General features: G+C 42.6%; 14 protein-coding genes and 2 tRNA genes. 2 read left to right on the top strand and 14 right to left on the bottom strand.

Annotated features, from left to right (window positions below):
- Nucleotides 1-30: 30 nt before the first annotated feature.
- Genes CVD23_RS14915 through spoIIE form a run of 3 tightly spaced genes read right to left on the bottom strand, consistent with a single transcriptional unit; the run spans nucleotide 31 to nucleotide 4,275 of the window.
- Nucleotides 31-1,002, bottom strand: a complete 972-nt coding sequence (locus tag CVD23_RS14915; RefSeq protein WP_101666459.1) for a protein kinase domain-containing protein — start codon at nucleotides 1,000-1,002, stop codon at nucleotides 31-33.
- Entirely contained in the window at nucleotides 971-1,840 is an 870-nt protein-coding gene (locus tag CVD23_RS14920) for a vWA domain-containing protein (protein WP_257985636.1), read from the bottom strand. Before CVD23_RS14920 ends, CVD23_RS14915 begins: the two co-directional genes overlap by 32 nt.
- A complete protein-coding gene (spoIIE, locus tag CVD23_RS14925) occupies nucleotides 1,798-4,275 on the bottom strand; it encodes a stage II sporulation protein E (RefSeq protein WP_101666460.1) in 2,478 nt (825 codons plus the stop codon). Before spoIIE ends, CVD23_RS14920 begins: the two co-directional genes overlap by 43 nt.
- 329 nt (nucleotides 4,276-4,604) lie before the next feature.
- On the opposite strand from spoIIE, the gene CVD23_RS14930 reads away from it, so the two are divergent.
- Both CVD23_RS14930 and CVD23_RS14935 read left to right on the top strand, forming a co-directional pair.
- A tRNA-Met gene (locus tag CVD23_RS14930) sits at nucleotides 4,605-4,681 on the top strand.
- A gap of 13 nt (nucleotides 4,682-4,694) precedes the next feature.
- Nucleotides 4,695-4,766 (top strand) — tRNA-Glu (locus CVD23_RS14935).
- Nucleotides 4,767-4,937: 171 nt separating this feature from the next.
- Here the strand turns inward: CVD23_RS14935 and CVD23_RS14940 are convergent.
- From CVD23_RS14940 to pth, 11 genes are all read right to left on the bottom strand, one after another.
- A complete protein-coding gene (locus CVD23_RS14940; RefSeq protein WP_101578932.1) occupies nucleotides 4,938-5,402 on the bottom strand; it encodes a S1 domain-containing RNA-binding protein in 465 nt (154 codons plus the stop codon).
- A gap of 84 nt (nucleotides 5,403-5,486) precedes the next feature.
- A complete protein-coding gene (locus CVD23_RS14945; RefSeq protein WP_101666461.1) occupies nucleotides 5,487-5,882 on the bottom strand; it encodes an FtsB family cell division protein in 396 nt (131 codons plus the stop codon).
- 16 nt (nucleotides 5,883-5,898) lie between these two features.
- Entirely contained in the window at nucleotides 5,899-6,528 is a 630-nt protein-coding gene (gene yabQ / locus CVD23_RS14950; protein ID WP_101578934.1) for a spore cortex biosynthesis protein YabQ, read from the bottom strand.
- Nucleotides 6,525-6,830: a sporulation protein YabP gene (yabP, locus tag CVD23_RS14955; protein ID WP_101578935.1), complete on the bottom strand. Its 306-nt coding sequence runs from the start codon at nucleotides 6,828-6,830 to the stop codon at nucleotides 6,525-6,527. The genes yabQ and yabP overlap by 4 nt, the downstream gene beginning before the upstream one ends.
- A 95-nt stretch (nucleotides 6,831-6,925) precedes the next feature.
- Entirely contained in the window at nucleotides 6,926-7,198 is a 273-nt protein-coding gene (locus tag CVD23_RS14960) for an RNA-binding S4 domain-containing protein (RefSeq protein WP_101578936.1), read from the bottom strand.
- Between the two features lie 27 nt (nucleotides 7,199-7,225).
- A complete protein-coding gene (gene mazG, locus CVD23_RS14965; RefSeq protein ID WP_101666462.1) occupies nucleotides 7,226-8,686 on the bottom strand; it encodes a nucleoside triphosphate pyrophosphohydrolase in 1,461 nt (486 codons plus the stop codon).
- Complete coding sequence (locus tag CVD23_RS14970; protein WP_101666463.1) at nucleotides 8,683-10,311, bottom strand: putative polysaccharide biosynthesis protein; 1,629 nt, start codon at nucleotides 10,309-10,311, stop codon at nucleotides 8,683-8,685. Before CVD23_RS14970 ends, mazG begins: the two co-directional genes overlap by 4 nt.
- A gap of 157 nt (nucleotides 10,312-10,468) precedes the next feature.
- Nucleotides 10,469-11,005, bottom strand: a complete 537-nt coding sequence (gene spoVT, locus CVD23_RS14975) for a stage V sporulation protein T (protein WP_101578939.1) — start codon at nucleotides 11,003-11,005, stop codon at nucleotides 10,469-10,471.
- 276 nt (nucleotides 11,006-11,281) lie between these two features.
- The gene (gene mfd, locus CVD23_RS14980; protein ID WP_101578940.1) at nucleotides 11,282-14,812 is read right to left on the bottom strand and encodes a transcription-repair coupling factor; all 3,531 of its coding nucleotides are present in this window, start codon (nucleotides 14,810-14,812) and stop codon (nucleotides 11,282-11,284) included.
- A gap of 133 nt (nucleotides 14,813-14,945) precedes the next feature.
- The gene (locus tag CVD23_RS14985) at nucleotides 14,946-15,176 is read right to left on the bottom strand and encodes an anti-sigma-F factor Fin family protein (protein ID WP_101578941.1); all 231 of its coding nucleotides are present in this window, start codon (nucleotides 15,174-15,176) and stop codon (nucleotides 14,946-14,948) included.
- 108 nt (nucleotides 15,177-15,284) lie between these two features.
- Entirely contained in the window at nucleotides 15,285-15,845 is a 561-nt protein-coding gene (pth, locus tag CVD23_RS14990; protein WP_101578942.1) for an aminoacyl-tRNA hydrolase, read from the bottom strand.
- Nucleotides 15,846-16,185 lie beyond the last annotated feature (340 nt).

Consider the following 16,185-nt stretch of genomic DNA (forward strand, 5'->3'; position numbering starts at 1 on the left):
TAGTTTGTACGTGTTAAACAAAAAAAGGTTTCATAAAATTTGCCCATACACGTAAACAGCATACAGAATAAAAATAACAAAAATAACTAAGACCGTCTCGGTTAAATTGCCCTTCTTTTTTTGTTTTTTATAGGTCTGGCGGCTCCGCGCCTGGCGAGTCCCCCGGCTGCCAACCGCATGAGGAACGGCTTTGTTTTTATCGCGGCGGTTTATCTCTATAATATCATGCCTCATAGCTGCTGCCGATTGATATTGCCCTTCAAGAGCCTTCTTAATGATGTTTTCATAGCTTTGAAGTTCATTTTTTTGCCTGATCGCAGAAATCAGCTGGTTAAGCCCCCCTGTTGTTTTTACAAATCTTTTTGGATAGGCGCTATTAATGATGATCATTCCAGCCGCAAACAAATCGTACGCTGGGTCTGCTTTCCGGGACCCCAAACCCCAGTAGCCCCTGTCATAAAACTCGGTAAACTCTTTAATCGCTCTTCCTTGAATCGTTGTTCCGCCAACATCAATACACCTGATTGTCGGAGGAGGACCGGTAATTATTAAGTTTTCCGGCTTTAAGTCGCCAAATACCCAGCCTTTTTGATGGAGCTTTTCAAGGTCTGATAGAAGCTGGAGCACTAAGACGCTTACCCACGCTTTCCCTTTTTGCTGTATAAAGGACATAAAATCCGGCCCATGGATATACTCCATCGTATAGAAAGAGATTTTGCCTGCTTTCGTTTCCCAATCATCAACATCGAGTAAAGAAGGCCCAAGGGCTAAACCCTGGGCCTTTGCAAACGATTTTAACACATTGACCTCTGAGGTTATCGACATTCCATTTTCGCTCATTTTGATTGCAACATGCTGATTTTGAAATTCCGCTAAATAAACAATCCCATTAGCTCCACAGCCAAGCTCTTTTATGATTGTATAACGGTTTCCGTGCCATTTCCCTTTTACGATCATACCCGGGGTTACTTTAAATTGATTCTTCAAAGAATTGTTCATCATCACGAGAAAGCAGACTCCTTAACGAACGTTTTTTCTTGAATGACGTTAGTGCTTCGCGGAGCGCCGGGCCGGTAGGAGTCATTCCTCCTGTCGATAGCTTTGAAAAAATGCTTGTCAGAGATTCAAGCTTTGGTGTCCAATCCAATAATTTTTCGACATCATTCCTTTTCCCGGGAAATACAAATACCGAAAATTGATTATCGCCTGTACGGGCATTCAAGCTGAGGGACAAGTCCAACAATGCTTCTTTTACTGTTGGAAGCTTATGTTTCATGCTTGCACTTGTGTCGACAAGAATCAACACTTCTAATTCAACCGTCTCGCCCAGCTCGTCAACAACCTCCATAACCTCTCCTCTTTTCTCAGGCGGGAGATCCTCAACTGTTTGCGAGCGGCCAAGAATTTGCTGCAACTCCTTATTAACAACACCCTGCAGTGTTTGAGTCATTGCTTTTCTCGTTACCATCTGCACGGTCTGTGACAGCTGTTGGGAATAGACGACCTGACTGACGCCGCCTCCCGACATCGCAATATTGTCGATTTCCTTCATACCCTGTTCATCTATTACATCCTGTTCCATAACTCCAATGACATTGACCGTTATTCCCTGCTCCTTTGCTAACGCCGCCATAGCGACCGGGTCTTCCCCGTGATTCGAACATCCATCAGTAATAAGTAAAATTTGTTTTAACGTTCCCGTTTTCATAGAGTTCCCCTCCGTCTTCGAATTGTTACCATTTTCGACGACAATGAAGGGATTTATACATATTCCTGAAGAGACGCAATTTTGTGGGGTCAGGCCCTTTTGCGAATGCCTTGAACAGGTATCGACGACCATTTCGGCGTGTTATGTTGAATCTTCGCGACAACTACTGTCATATCGTCCTCGATTAAACCCGTCCGGGAACGGATCACATCTTCCATAATTAAATCAGCAACCTGTTGCGGGTCATCCGTTTGCAGCTCCTGGATTTTTCTTTTCATCCATAGATCATAGTTTTCGACGTGCTTCGGCCCTTCAAACACACCATCACTCATCATAATAAGAAGGTCTCCGGCTTTGAGTTGTTCACTGACAACATCGACCTCAAATTCGTGAAGAAATCCCATTGGAAGGTTGCTTGCCTGAATCTTGATCACTTTGCTGCCCCTCTTAATAAAACTGGGAGTTGAGCCAATTTTCAGGAATTTAATTGCGGCATTTTGCAAATCAACCATGGCAAGATCCAAGGTTGAAAAAATTTCGTCTGTGGTCCTTAAGGATAAAACCGAGTTTACTGATTTTATCGCTACTTTTTCTTCAATGCCTGATTGCAAAATTTGCTGCAATAACAACAATGTTTCCTGGCTTTCGGAATGGGCCCTTTCCCCGTTTCCCATGCCATCGCTGATCGCAATTGCAAATTTCCCTGTCCCGAGCTCGATCATCGAGTAGCTATCACCCGAAACAAAACCACCGTCCTTTGCCGCATGTGCTACGCCGGTTTCAACCATGTAAGCTTTTGCAGACCGAAAAGTAATCTGGCATAAACCGCCTGGATAGCTGCCGCACTCTTCCTTGTTCACGACAATCGTTTCTTCCAAAATGTCAGACAGCATTGGGGCAATCAGCTTTTCACATTCCCCATGCCCATTGCAGTACGGAATCGCCATATCAATATCGACATTGCCCTGCTCCAGGCTATATATTTCGACTTGTTCAATTTGAATGCCAAAATCCCGGAGCGCATCAAGAATTAATTCTTCCTGCTTGTGATGATTTTCCCGTTCCCGTTGAATCTCTTTTGCAAAATCACCCATTACTTCAGAAACACCTAACAGTTGGTCTGCTACGAGCCTTCGGCTTTCCTGGACTTGTTTTTTCAAGCGTTGATTGGCCTGGTAATACGTTAACTGCTGCTGCATCACTTCATAAACTTTTTTCGACCTCGAGCAATGCTTGTCCCATTCCCTTGTCAGCCCTTGCGAAACAATTCCAGCATTTTGATCCATTTCCATCATAATTTCCTTCATGTAATCATAGGTTGTATTAAAGTTTCTCGTCCAGCAATGCTCTTTCTTAAAACAAGTCTGGCAAGTCTTTTCGGTTACATTGCTTAAAAAATAATCCAATTCCCGGTCGGAAGAGTCTCGCTCCGCCATCGATTCATCAAAGGAAGAGAAGCTTCGTGACAGAGATTGGAAAACAGTTGAAAACTGGGCAACGCGCTGCGCTGTCACATCCCGCATTTTTCTCATATATTGCTGTTGTTCTGCCGCATATTCGGGAGTTCCCGGAATATATTTGGCAAGCCTCGATGTCAATGCCGATGGAGTTAGAAAGAATAAAAAAGCAGCTGCCGATGTTTCCAGAATGGTCGTTGTCAGCAGTTCTCCACCTTCTCCATACATGCCGATCAGCAGGGTTGCAATATATAAACCAATTGCCACCCCTATCTTTTTGCCTTCTTTTAAAAGGCCGCCCAGCAGGCCGGAAAATGCGAGCAGGCTCATATTGAAAAAACTCGTAACGTTGGCAAGGCTAAAGATCAAGCCTGTTACTACACCAACTGTCGAGCCTACAGTCGCTCCGGCCACAAACGCAAACAACAGAACAAGATAGCGTGACATAATATGTTCGACAGATAGATCATAAACCGACCAGCCAATTGTTCCTGTCATCACAGATGCAAGCATAATAATCAAGCAGACAATTTCCTCTGTTTTGAGTGATTGCCTCCGTTTACTTGGCGACAACAACGGAAGGCTCTGTAAAAAAATTAAGGTCAAGATATAGCCAAGACTGGCTTCGACTCCGGACATCAGTCCATCAAAAAGAGTGATCTGCCCGGTGATCACGAATCCGGAAGCTAGCTTTCCGCTTAATAAAACAAATAAGACATAGAGCGGCATTGCTTTCAGTTCATTTTTTAACCATTTCTTTGTGATCCGAAAAACGATTAAAAAAAGGGCTGCTATTCCCCCGGTAATTGCCGCCTCCGTTATGGATAAAGTCGCTGCACCTGCCAGGACGCCAATGAGCGCCAGCGGAGCCTTATCCCTCCTGACATAATAAACTGCCGCAAAAAAAGCAAGGCTGAATGGTGTAAGCTGTGCCAATATCAGCGCTCTCCCCAGCAAGAATCCAATCAACAGCAAAAGGAAACCGTTTTTCAGAAAAAACGCTTCGAGTTTTAATTGAAATTTATGTAAACCATTGGCGAGTTCTATTTTAGGACCTTCAAAATTTACCTCCGCGACGGGTTCTATCAGATTCCGTTCGACCTTTCCCATAAACCCCACTCCTCGTTTTCATATTATTGCCACAATTATAAGAGTGTCGTTTATAAAAGTTTGTCAAAATGCCGGACAACCCATTAAATTTCGTTCGACTCATTCATCGAAAATTCTTTAATAATGAATGTGCCTGAGCATTTTTATCCAGGTCGATTAGAGGCTAATTTCTCATTTATCGACCTGTGATGCATGATTAAATTCAGCGTTATTATCTGATAGAAATATTTCACGACAATATGTATTTGGCAGGCGACATTTTCCTCTGAAAATCTAGTTGACATAGCCTTTTTTACTATGTATTATATTTCTTGTGCCAAAAAATCTATGGCGGTGTAGCTCAGCTGGCTAGAGCGTACGGTTCATACCCGTAAGGTCGGGGGTTCGATCCCCTTCGCCGCTACCATATCTAATATGACGGCCCGTTGGTCAAGCGGTTAAGACACCGCCCTTTCACGGCGGTAACACGGGTTCGAATCCCGTACGGGTCATACATTAAACGCAACGATAAGCAGCAGCATAGTAACCAAAGAAGCTCCCGAGCGTCATTACTCTGGAGCTTCTTTTTTTTATGTAAAAAAGACAAGCCCGGGAACAGCCTGTCTTCATAAATATATATTAGTAGCGGATAGAACCTGCTATCTATTTAAATAAGCAGCAAGTTAACCTCTTCTGGCACCTCTGCCTCCACGCTTAGATTCTGTGTTGCGCTTTAAAGATGATAAACGGTCTTCACTGTCTTTTAGGAAGCGGGCCATTTTTGATTCAAAGTTTTCGCCTCTGCTGTTCACACGTTGATCGTTGGCTCTCCCTTGACGGGGACCGCCTGGCCGAGGGCCTCCCTGGCGCGGTGGACGTGGCGAATAAGATTGTGGTTTTGATGCTTCTGGTCTGTCTACTGCTTTTTTGATGGATAAACCAATCTTTCCATCCTTTTCGACATTGATAACTTTTACCTCAACCTGATCGCCTACCTTCAGGTGATCATTGATGTCCTTAACATAGTTATCAGCAACCTCACTGATATGCACTAAACCAGTTGATCCATCCGGCAGCTCCACAAACGCTCCGAAATTTGTAATCCCTGTTACCTTTCCCTGTAACTTGCTGCCTACTTCAATTGACATAAAAAGATGTTTCCTCCTTAAGGATATAAAAAAATCATACTTATTCTATATTATACAAAACTAAAAAAAAGAGTGTCAATAAACCTACTCTTCAGAAGAATTTACCTTTTTATCTTCCGGTAGTTGAAAAATGATTTCATTAATATCTGAAAGAAAATACTCCCTTCTTGCCAGCTTCGCAATATACTCATCATCATGGAGCTTGACGATTTCTTCTTCAAGCACAACCTGGTTTTTTTCCAATTTCGCAAGCTGTTGCAGCAGCTTCTCTTTTTCCACTTGTTTTTCTTCAATAGTGGAAGATTGGGCGATGAGTGTTGAAATCATCGAAAAAGAGATGATAATGGCCAAAACAAAAAAAGCAGCCAGCCGCCTGAAAAGAAGTTTACGCCGTGATTGGGCAGAGAGTTCTGCCGTTTCCTGCTGTTTCGCATAGGTTGTTTGGATTCTTGCAACTTTTCGTTTTCTGATGGCACTCATGTTGTCGGCCTCCTTATCATTTCGTTTTCTTCCATCTATTTCGCACTGTCTCAATATAATTCTTGATCCGAACGCAAAACCCTTTTAGATTATTATATAACTTCTCGACGATTTTTTTAACATTTTTCGGTAAAAGTTTCCAAACAAAGAGAAATAACAGCTTAACTGGCTTCCAAAATACCTTTGTTATAAATAATAAAATGGACAGCCCGAGTTTGGCAAGAGAAAAAACACCTCTTGCCAACAATAAGATGATTGAAATTAAAAATAATACCAGTGATTTCAACGGTCTGAATATCAGCAGTTCGATGCTTTTCACAACAATTTTATACACCGCAATGACGATTGCGATAGCTATTTCCAGCAGCTTTAAATAAAACTTTTTGAATAAGCTTTGGTAAGCAGCAAAACCACAGAGCAAGGCGATAAAAATGTAAAATCTTATTTCTCCGTGATTAATGAGATATAAAACATAAAAGATAACCAGCCCCTGCAGGAGCCAGAATAGAATATCATGGATAAAAACGATCCAACGCTTTCTTGCCGAACGATGCAAAAAACGGTTATAAGTATCAAGACAGGCGCCAAACAGGCTGCCCATTCCAATCATCGTAATCATCGTCACGAATTGGGTGGAGAGAGTCATCGAAATAACTTGCTAAAGAGCCCTTTAGCCTTCTCCCCATGCTGCTCATCCAAGTATACGAGGTCAAAAATCTTGCCTTTAATGGACACGACCCCTTTGTCAACATCCAGGTTTTTCATCTGCAGGTTTTGCCCCTTAATGGCTAAGAAGCCCATCACCGTTTCGAGCAAAAATTCCTCATTATCGAAGCTTTCCACCTGCTTCACACCCGTTATCTCAAGAAGCCTTCTTCCTCTCATGATGACATCATGCTCTTGTACTGTTGTGTTTTTACCTGCATTTTGATCATAATATTGGCTCATTATCCATCCCCCGAATCACATAGTACAACCTTTTTGTACATGTCTATGAGGAAAGTGTCCAAGTTAGAACAATCTGGTTTCATTCCGGTTCAAGACTATTCGTTTCCTGAAGCACCGGCATTCTCTTCCTTGAGAATCGTATACATTTCGGCCGCTTCTTCCTTTCGGCTCATTTCCTGAAGCCGCTCAACTTTTACGGTAACGAGCTTTTGCCCGAATCGGATTTTTAATTCATCGCCAACTTTAACTGTTGAACTCGCTTTAGCCTGCTGGCCGTTTATCAATATCCTTCCTTGATCGGATACTTCCTTTGCCAAAGTCCGCCTTTTAATTAACCGTGAAACCTTCAAAAACTTATCCAACCGCATCTTTCTCACTCTCCCCTTCCATCATCATTATAAACCTGCTTTTTTTGCTTCATCCCAGTAATAATCCAATTCTGCCAACGTAAAATCCTCAAATGTCCGACCGCTTTCGGCCACTTTATTTTCAATATAGGAAAATCTCCTGATAAACTTTTGGTTCGCTTCAAAAAGCGCCTCTTCCGGATTTATAGCAAAAAAACGGGCCACATTGACTAGGGCAAAAAGCAAATCTCCATATTCCTTGATTAAATTCTCGTCCGGACTGGTTTTTGTTAACTCTGCTTCAAGTTCGCAAACTTCTTCTTTTACCTTCTCCCAGGCCGGCGTTATCTCCTGCCAGTCAAATCCGACTTTAGCCGCTTCCCGCTGCAGCGATTCAGCTTTTAACAAGTTGGGCTGACCTTTGCCGATTCCATCGAGCCGTGATGTTGATGTTCCTTTCTCTTGTTCCTTGATTTTTTGCCAGTTTTTTAATACTTCAGCCTCTGTGTCCGCATTTATTTCAGCAAAAACATGGGGGTGGCGTCGAATCATCTTTGCCGTTATTCCTTCAATGACATCCGTGATTGAAAAGTAACCCTCATCTTCGCCGATCTGGGCATGGAGCATCACTTGAAGAAGCACATCACCCAACTCTTCAATGATGTTGTCTATGTCATTTAGGTTAATCGCTTCAATTAATTCATACGATTCTTCTATTAAGTATTTTTTTAACGATTGATGAGTTTGTTTTTTATCCCACGGGCAGCCATTCGGTCCGCGCAGCTCGGCAATAACCTGGCGGAGTTTGCTGAATTGCTTATATAAAATCTCTTCGCGGGCAACGGGTGGCACATAGACCGTAGTTAAATTGTTTAAGCCAATTTCCCTGTCCAGTTCAAATAACGGCACCTTGTTAATCTGTTGATTTGCGCTGCCCGCTGCGGTCACAATCGCGACTTCGTAATCATCAGGCAGCAGCTCCATCAAGGTCAGCTTCACATTGGAAGCGACGAATTGGTCATACACTTGAGCAATCATGATATGCTGGGTGATCTGCAATGCATCTTTCTGTAAGTCGGTTCCGTCTAAAAGCTGAAAGCCTTCAATCGGATCAATGCGGACAGCTTGAAACAGCGAATCAATAAAGCTTTGGCCACCGCCTATTTCTATCTCAATCCCCCGGCTGCTTCCACCTTCGAGCAAAAGCTGGACGGTTCTTTCAGCAACGAGAGGATGTCCAGGCACCGCATAAATGAGCGGATCTTTTTCTGTTGATGCAAACAATGTCTCTGCAATTTCATGATAAACATCCTCAAATTGCTCGTGTTTTTCATAAATTGAATCAAAAGAGCGGAACACCGCACCCTCTTTTTCAAGCGCTTGCACAACCGGATGTTCCCTTGTTCTTAAGTAAACAACATCTGCCTGGATAAGCTTATTATAAATCCCGAGTGGAAGTTGGTCGATATCTCCGGCACCAAGGCCGACAACAACAATCTTCTTATTCATTCGCTTCGTCTCCTGTTCCTGTTAGGCAATAACCACGCCAGCCTGCTCCCAAGCGGGAACAGTACGAGCTCCTCCTCTTTGAAAACAGATCTTTTTAAAATAACTGACAAATAAAGAAAACCGCCAAGCCCGGCGCCGAGCAGTGCCTGGGCAGCAGCGCCGATTCGATTTGTTTCACCTGAAAAGCCAATAGCGCCAGTTCCCCAGAGGAAGACTTTTAATGCCGCGACCATCACAGCCAGCGCAAATCCGGTAATCAAGTAGAAACGGGCTGGCAAAAAGGTGATCCCTGTTTCATTTCTTAATTTTACAATCATCAGTATTAACATGAATACAAGTGAAATATTCGAAGCAAGAGCTGCACCCATCGTTCCAAAAACAGGCACAAGCCAAATATTCAACATCCATTTCCCGGCGAACCCCAATAAAATGACGACAGCCGGATAGAGCGAAAAGCCAAGCCCCTGCAATACACTTGAAATCGTAATGATGACCGAACTCATCAAAATGATTAAACTTAAAAGGACTAAAACATTTGAGCCTAATGTATTTTCAAACAGCATTTGGTTAACGGGCCGGATAATGACGGATAAGCCAAAAGTAGCTCCAGCTCCGGCAACAATGCTGATTTGCAAGGCTAATGCGATTTTTTCCTTTAAAAGTTCCTTTTTGTGACGAAAAGCGCTGCTTGCAATAAGCGGAACGAGCGATAAAGATAAAGAAGTGGCAACCACAGTCCCCAGCTGGAGGAGCGGCTGCCCGCGATCATAGATTCCTTTGAGCTTTTTCGCTTCATCTCCATCAATCCCTGAACTGACAAGCAGGGAATATAAATTCAACGAATCTGCCAGCTGCAGAAAAATAAGCAACATTCCCGAAATACAGATTGCAAATCCCTGAACCGTTAATGCTTTCGCTATATCTTTTGCTTCTGTCCATTCATGATAACTAAATGAAATTCTACATAACTTTTGTTGCTTTCTTTTATAGATGAAAAAATATCCGAGAATGATAGCTGCAGCAATTCCACCAGTAATAGACCCGAATGCTGCCCCACCGCCTATATGGTAGAGGGAAAATCCTTTTTCCGTCAACAGAATGGCCAGCAGCAGGATCGTTATAACCCTTAATAACTGTTCACCAACCTGCGAAACAGCTGTCGGCACCATATTGCCCTGCCCTTGAAAATACCCACGTAAAACAGCGATAAATGGAAACAGTAAATAAACAAATGAGATAATTCGAAAAAGACCGGCAAGCTTGTGATCACCCATTGAAGCTGCAATCCACTCCGCCTGAAAATATAGACCAAAAAACGCAATCAAGCCGAAAATAAACAAATAGATAAACGAGAAGATCAGAAGCCTTGGCCCTGCCGCAGGCTCTTTATCCCACTTCCGTTCAGTATAAAGCTTCGAAATCACAACCGGAAAACCATAAGTGGACAGGATCAGTGCCAGTCCATAAAATGGGTAAACTTGTTGATATATGTAAAAACCGATATCACCGGTAATGTTTTGAAAAGGAATCCGATAGCCGGCACTTAGTATTTTCGTTAACAGAGCGGCAACGGTAAGAATGAATGCCCCTCTTAATAATTGTTTTGAATCGTTTCCGGGCTTCATCGCCCCTCTCCTTCCAAAAATGGAATATCGATAATTATAACATAGTGAAAAAGGCTGTGTTGATCAAACCAATTTTGCCTCAATTTTATGTAAAAGAAAAAAGGCAGCATTTATTGCTACCCCTTTCATCTGAGAATTATTTTTCCCACCCTATATATTATTGCTCCATTTGCCTTGCCAGAAAGCCTGCAGCCGTTTCTACTGCTTTCTGTTCCACTTCACCAAGAGATCCTTCTTTGGCAACAATCATGACTGCGCCAATAGGATCACCATTTGCTATAATTGGGCCGATCGTGTAAGCTGAAACAGGTTCTTCATTCCCATCAACCAAAGACACAGTCGATTGCTGGTTGGTCAGGACAGAGCTACGGTCTTCCATTGTTTTTTCCACGAGATCACTGATATTTTTGTTTAAATAATCCTTCTTTGAACCGCCTGCAACGGCTATATAAGTATCCCTGTCACAAATTAAAACTGGATTTCCCAAGCTATCATATAACGCTTCAGCATATTCTTTCGCAAAATCTCCCAATTCGCTGATTGGGGAATATTTTTTCAAGATGACTTCTCCATCACGATCCACAAAAATCTCTAATGGGTCCCCTTCGCGGATTCGCAGTGTTCTGCGAATTTCTTTAGGGATGACGACACGACCCAAATCATCAATTCGACGCACTATTCCCGTTGCTTTCATTCACTGTTGCCCCACTTTCATATGATGATTTTTTTTTATTGGCCATGATTCATGTTGCCTTAATATGAAAACATCACCAAGTTTGAACTTAGTATCTTTCATAAGAAGAGTTCTATACACAGACTTCATTTTTTTCTCCTTTGTGATAAAGATGGCAAATACGGTTAATCATACCAGTCAGAATAGCTGCACACGGATAAAATACCCCCGTCCAAACCGGATAAAACATCGTTATCATTACAATTTGGTTACAAATGAAATCTTTTCCATAGAGAATTACTGTCCAACATGGTCTTTACTGGCTTCATGAAGGCCATTAATCATCACGAATGCAGCATTTAACCATTCCTTTGCTTCGATCCCTTTAATATGAAGAACCATTTTCAGCTTCTGCCCATCCATTCCCAGTCCGATCATTCTGCCGTACTTGCTGCTTAACTGAAAAAGTTTTTGCCCATCAATCCGACTGCTTCCTTTTTCAGAAAGTAAAATTAACACTTCGTGTTTTGTTTGTTTGATCAGCTCTACACCCGACTGCTGAGCGAGGACCTTCATCTCAGCAATTTGAAACAGGTAGGAAACTTCATCAGGATAATCTCCGAAACGGTCCCTCATTTCATCCTGTAATTCTTGTAAATCTTCAAGGGATTCAATCCCCCTGAATCGTTTATACATCTCAATTTTTAAATGGCCATCCGACAGATACGTGTCAGGGATATAGGCATCTACTTCCACATCAATCTCAATTGAAGATGTTTTCGTTACTTCGTAATCGCCTTTTCGTTCTTCAATGGCTTCCTTCAGCATTTGGGAATATAAATCAAACCCGACAGAATCAATAAAGCCATGCTGCTCTGCCCCTAATAAATTCCCGGCCCCGCGAATCGATAAATCGCGCATCGCAATTTTGAAGCCAGAGCCGAGCTCCGTAAATTCTTTAATGGCCTGCAGCCGCTTTTCTGCTACTTCGCTTAATACCTTATCCTTTCGATAAGTGAAATAAGCGTATGCGACCCGGTTTGAGCGGCCCACCCGTCCTCTCAGCTGGTAAAGCTGGGAAAGACCCATTTTATCAGCATCATACACGATCAATGTATTAACGTTTGGTATATCCACTCCCGTCTCAATAATCGTCGTACTGACGAGAACATCAAATTCACCTTCAAGGAAACCAAGCATCACTGATTCGAGTTCATTTTCGGACATTTGTCCGTGAGCATAAGCAACGCGGGCATCTGGAACAAGCATCGAAATTTCCTCCGCTTTTCTTTCAATATCTTCAACCCGGTTGTAAAGAAAATAGATTTGACCGCCTCTGGCCAGCTCTCTCTCAATTGATTCCCTGACCAGGCCGCCATTGTACTCCATTACATAGGTTTGGACAGGAAAGCGGTTTTCAGGTGGCGTTTCAATAACAGAAAGATCCCTTACTCCAAGCATCGACATGTGGAGGGTGCGCGGAATCGGAGTTGCTGTTAATGTTAAAACATCGACATTGGTTTTCAGTTGTTTAATCTTTTCTTTATGTGTTACGCCAAATCGCTGCTCTTCATCTATAATCAACAGGCCGAGATCGCGGTAGGTGACATCTTTTGAAAGAATCCGATGTGTGCCCACAACGATATCAACTATGCCAGCCTTAAGTCCTTTCAACGTTTCCGTTTGCTGTTTCCGCGTCCGAAAACGGCTTAGAAGGCCTATCTTAATCGGATAATCCTGAAATCTCTCACGCAGCGTTTCAAAATGCTGTTGAGCGAGAATCGTTGTTGGAACGAGAAACGCTACTTGCTTACCATCAGCTATCGCTTTAAAAGCGGCTCGAATGGCCACTTCTGTTTTCCCATAGCCCACATCGCCGCATAGGAGGCGATCCATCGGGCGCTCCCGCTCCATATCCTTTTTAATTTCGTGAATTGAACGCAGCTGATCAACCGTCTCCTGATAAGCAAATGCAGTCTCGAACTCTCTCTGCATGTCACCATCCGGCGCAAACGCATAACCCCTGGCAGCTTCGCGTTCTGCATACAGCTTAATTAAATCATCAGCAATATTTTGAACGGACGCATGAACTTTTTTCTTAACCCGTTTCCAATCGCTCCCGCCCAGTTTATAAATTTTTGGTTCTTTTCCTTCTGCACCAACATATTTCTGGACAAGGTCAATTTGCTCAACGGGAACATACAATTTGTCGCTCCCCTGATAGCGAATATGCAGATAATCTTTATGCAAGCCATTGATTAAAAGTGTTTCAATACCCAAATATTTACCAATTCCATGGTTTACATGGACCACATAGTCCCCGACCCTTAGTTCCGAATAGCTTTTAATTCGCTCTGCATTGGAAAGCTTTTGCCGGCGCGACGGCTTTTTAGGTCGTTTATTAAAAAGCTCTTCTTCTGTAATAACAGCGATTTTTTGAATCGGCAGCTCAAAGCCAGTATGCAGATTTCCTTCAACGATCTGGGCTTTTGCCTGTATTAAGTCATGATCATGATGAATGATTGTCGCTTCTATTTGATAATCCTCAAGAACACGTTCAAGCTTTTTTACTCTTTCTTTATCAGGTCCGAGAAAAATGATTGAATAATTGCCTTTCCTCCAGCGCTCAACCTCACCTTTTAGCACATTCATTTGCCCATGAAAGTTTTGCATTTGCTTGCACGAAATATTAACGATATTCTGTGGATTTGTATTCGGTACATGTCTTAAAAACAGCGACATATAAACGATTGGCCGATGTGATTGATGAAGGAGCGGCTGAAGCTGATGCGATATTTTCACATCATGAATCACTTTTCCTTCGCCAAGCAGGCTTGTGTACCACTCGGCCTCTTCCCGTTCCAGTGAGTCATTCATCTCTTGAACCCGGCTTATTTCATCAATAAAAACGAGTCCGTTTTCAGGCAGATAATCTACTAAACTATTTTCATTTTCATAGGCAAACGAAAGGTACTTAAATACTTGTTCAGGTTTTTGGCCATTTCTTAGCTGTTCGAGTTCGAAGCCGATTTGTTGCGACAATAACGTTTTTATTTTGTCGTCCTTTATTTTCTTCAGGCTGCCTGCGAGACCGGTTTCCAGTTTTGCAATAATTCGGGCAAAATGTTCAGATTCTAAAAGCAGCTCGGTTGCCGGATTGATCGAAATAGAACTGAGTTTATCCTTTGAGCGCTGATCGTCTAACGAAAAAGTCCGGATCGAATCAATTTCTGTATCAAACAGCTCAATTCTGAGCGGATCAACTTCGGTTAAAGGGTAGATATCAATAATTCCGCCTCTAATACTAAATTCACCTGGAGCAGACACCATTTCGGAGCGAAGATATCCCATTGTGATAAATTGATGCAGCATCTCTTCCAACTGGATTTCATCGCCGACCTGCAACGAAAGCCGGCTCTTATTCCATAGCGATTTTGGGGGCAATATTTTGCGTAACCCCGCAATCGGCACAATAGTAATTCCACGTTTCCGGACAGCTAAATGATTTAGCGCTTCCAAACGCTGCGCCCTAAGCTCAGGGCTTGCTATTCCCATTTCTGCAGCAATCAATTCATTGGCAGGAAATAAATAAACTTGCTCTTCTCCCAATAAATGAACAATATCATCAAAAAGCTTCTGTGCCTGGAGCAAATTGTGTGTTATCACCAGGATCGGCTTCTCCGTCCGTTCATACACCGATGCCAGAAACATCGTCCTTGCTGAACCGGAAAGACCGGCCACAAGCTGTTCTCTTAATCCTCCTGTCAGTCCATTAATGATTGATTGAATATCATCTTGCTTATTTAATAGCCTTTTAATGGCTTGCATTGATAAAGCCTCCTCTTCAAAACACCTTTGCCTTGTTGTGTTTTCTGCGGTACAGCAAGTTTTAACTGTTTGCCGTATACCGGTTGTTGGTTTTAATTAAAACAGAAAAACGCTTTGGATGGCTTTCCAAAGCTTAGTGAATAATAAAATCATATTGATGATAATCGGGATTCTTGTCGAGTCCTTCCTGACAATCCTCACAGATCGATTTAATTTTGATATCCCCGGTCAGTTCGTAAGAAATCATCTCTTGCCTCTCTTCATCCGTCAGCTTATGGAAGCCGAGACTTTCCGAGTGAACGGCCATTTTATCAAGGCTGCCGATTTTCACTCCGCAATGACGGCAATGGTAATGAATAGCCATGCCTGTCCCTCCCTATTACAATTAATAATAGTCCTATTATCTACATGATGGAAGGAACTTATTCATTTTGGCTTATTGTATGAAGACAATAACAAAATAATGAAATCGTTATTGATTAAAATCGTTCATCACTTGAAGAAATGGTTTTTGCAGCCATGCTTCGCATGCATCTGCACACTGGCCGGCCACTTCGTCGATAACTTCCTGTTCTTCCTTTAAAAACCGACCAAGCACATAGTCGGGCACATTCATACCGTGTGGAGGCCTGCCGACACCGACCCTGATTCTTTTAAACTCCTGGGATCCCAAATGGGCTATCGTTGATTTTAGCCCATTGTGGCCACCGGCACTTCCCTTTTGCCTCAATCTGATTTTTCCAACCGGCAAATCGAGATCGTCATATATAATCAATAAATCATCCAAACCGGCATCATAATAATCGAGAACGGCCCGGATTGATTCTCCTGATAAATTCATATACGTAAGCGGCTTTAAAAGAATTACCTTTTGTCCGTTCACATGGCCAATTCCATATATCCCTTTAAATTTTGATTGGTCAACAGGAATGTTAAGACGCGCAGACAGAAGATCAATGATCGCGAAGCCGATATTATGCCTTGTCTGCTCATACTGTTTACCCGGGTTTCCCAGTCCTGCAATGATTTTCATTATCCCACCCCTTATAAGAAAAACGCAAGCTTCTTGTTCAGCTCCGGCACCCCGCTGGATGACAAACACGTCAGGTCCTGTGGCATTGGCCGGCACTAGTATGTCCTGAACATTGGAACTCGACATCGATACGCCCAAACTATAATTTATAAAGTTTTTAAAAAGTGCCAAACGCCTTGGTAACACACTACAAACTGCTTGTTCCTATTACGAAAACAAACCTAAAATTCCCTATCACTCGAGCTTCTGCAATATATAAACTGTAAAAGACGTAACCCTTGAGGTTACGCCTGGTTTTGTTGCGACTTACTGCCGACTTGCTGTGCAGAAGTAAAGGCTT

Origin of the sequence: Bacillus sp. V33-4, assembly GCF_002860225.1 — a bacterium.
Taxonomy (GTDB): Bacteria; Bacillota; Bacilli; order Bacillales; family Cytobacillaceae; genus Bacillus_BJ; species Bacillus_BJ canaveralius.

Coding starts and splice junctions, on each gene's coding strand:
- yabQ (WP_101578934.1), bottom strand. CDS start 6,528: ATGACTCTCTCCACCCAATTCGTGACGATGATTACGATGATTGGAATG.
- CVD23_RS14915 (WP_101666459.1), bottom strand. CDS start 1,002: ATGATGAACAATTCTTTGAAGAATCAATTTAAAGTAACCCCGGGTATG.
- CVD23_RS14940 (WP_101578932.1), bottom strand. CDS start 5,402: ATGTCAATTGAAGTAGGCAGCAAGTTACAGGGAAAGGTAACAGGGATT.
- yabP (WP_101578935.1), bottom strand. CDS start 6,830: ATGAGCCAATATTATGATCAAAATGCAGGTAAAAACACAACAGTACAA.
- mazG (WP_101666462.1), bottom strand. CDS start 8,686: ATGAATAAGAAGATTGTTGTTGTCGGCCTTGGTGCCGGAGATATCGAC.
- spoVT (WP_101578939.1), bottom strand. CDS start 11,005: ATGAAAGCAACGGGAATAGTGCGTCGAATTGATGATTTGGGTCGTGTC.
- CVD23_RS14960 (WP_101578936.1), bottom strand. CDS start 7,198: ATGCGGTTGGATAAGTTTTTGAAGGTTTCACGGTTAATTAAAAGGCGG.
- CVD23_RS14985 (WP_101578941.1), bottom strand. CDS start 15,176: ATGGCTATTCATTACCATTGCCGTCATTGCGGAGTGAAAATCGGCAGC.
- CVD23_RS14920 (WP_257985636.1), bottom strand. CDS start 1,840: ATGGTCGTCGATACCTGTTCAAGGCATTCGCAAAAGGGCCTGACCCCA.
- mfd (WP_101578940.1), bottom strand. CDS start 14,812: ATGCAAGCCATTAAAAGGCTATTAAATAAGCAAGATGATATTCAATCA.
- spoIIE (WP_101666460.1), bottom strand. CDS start 4,275: ATGGGAAAGGTCGAACGGAATCTGATAGAACCCGTCGCGGAGGTAAAT.
- CVD23_RS14970 (WP_101666463.1), bottom strand. CDS start 10,311: ATGAAGCCCGGAAACGATTCAAAACAATTATTAAGAGGGGCATTCATT.
- pth (WP_101578942.1), bottom strand. CDS start 15,845: ATGAAAATCATTGCAGGACTGGGAAACCCGGGTAAACAGTATGAGCAG.
- CVD23_RS14945 (WP_101666461.1), bottom strand. CDS start 5,882: ATGAGTGCCATCAGAAAACGAAAAGTTGCAAGAATCCAAACAACCTAT.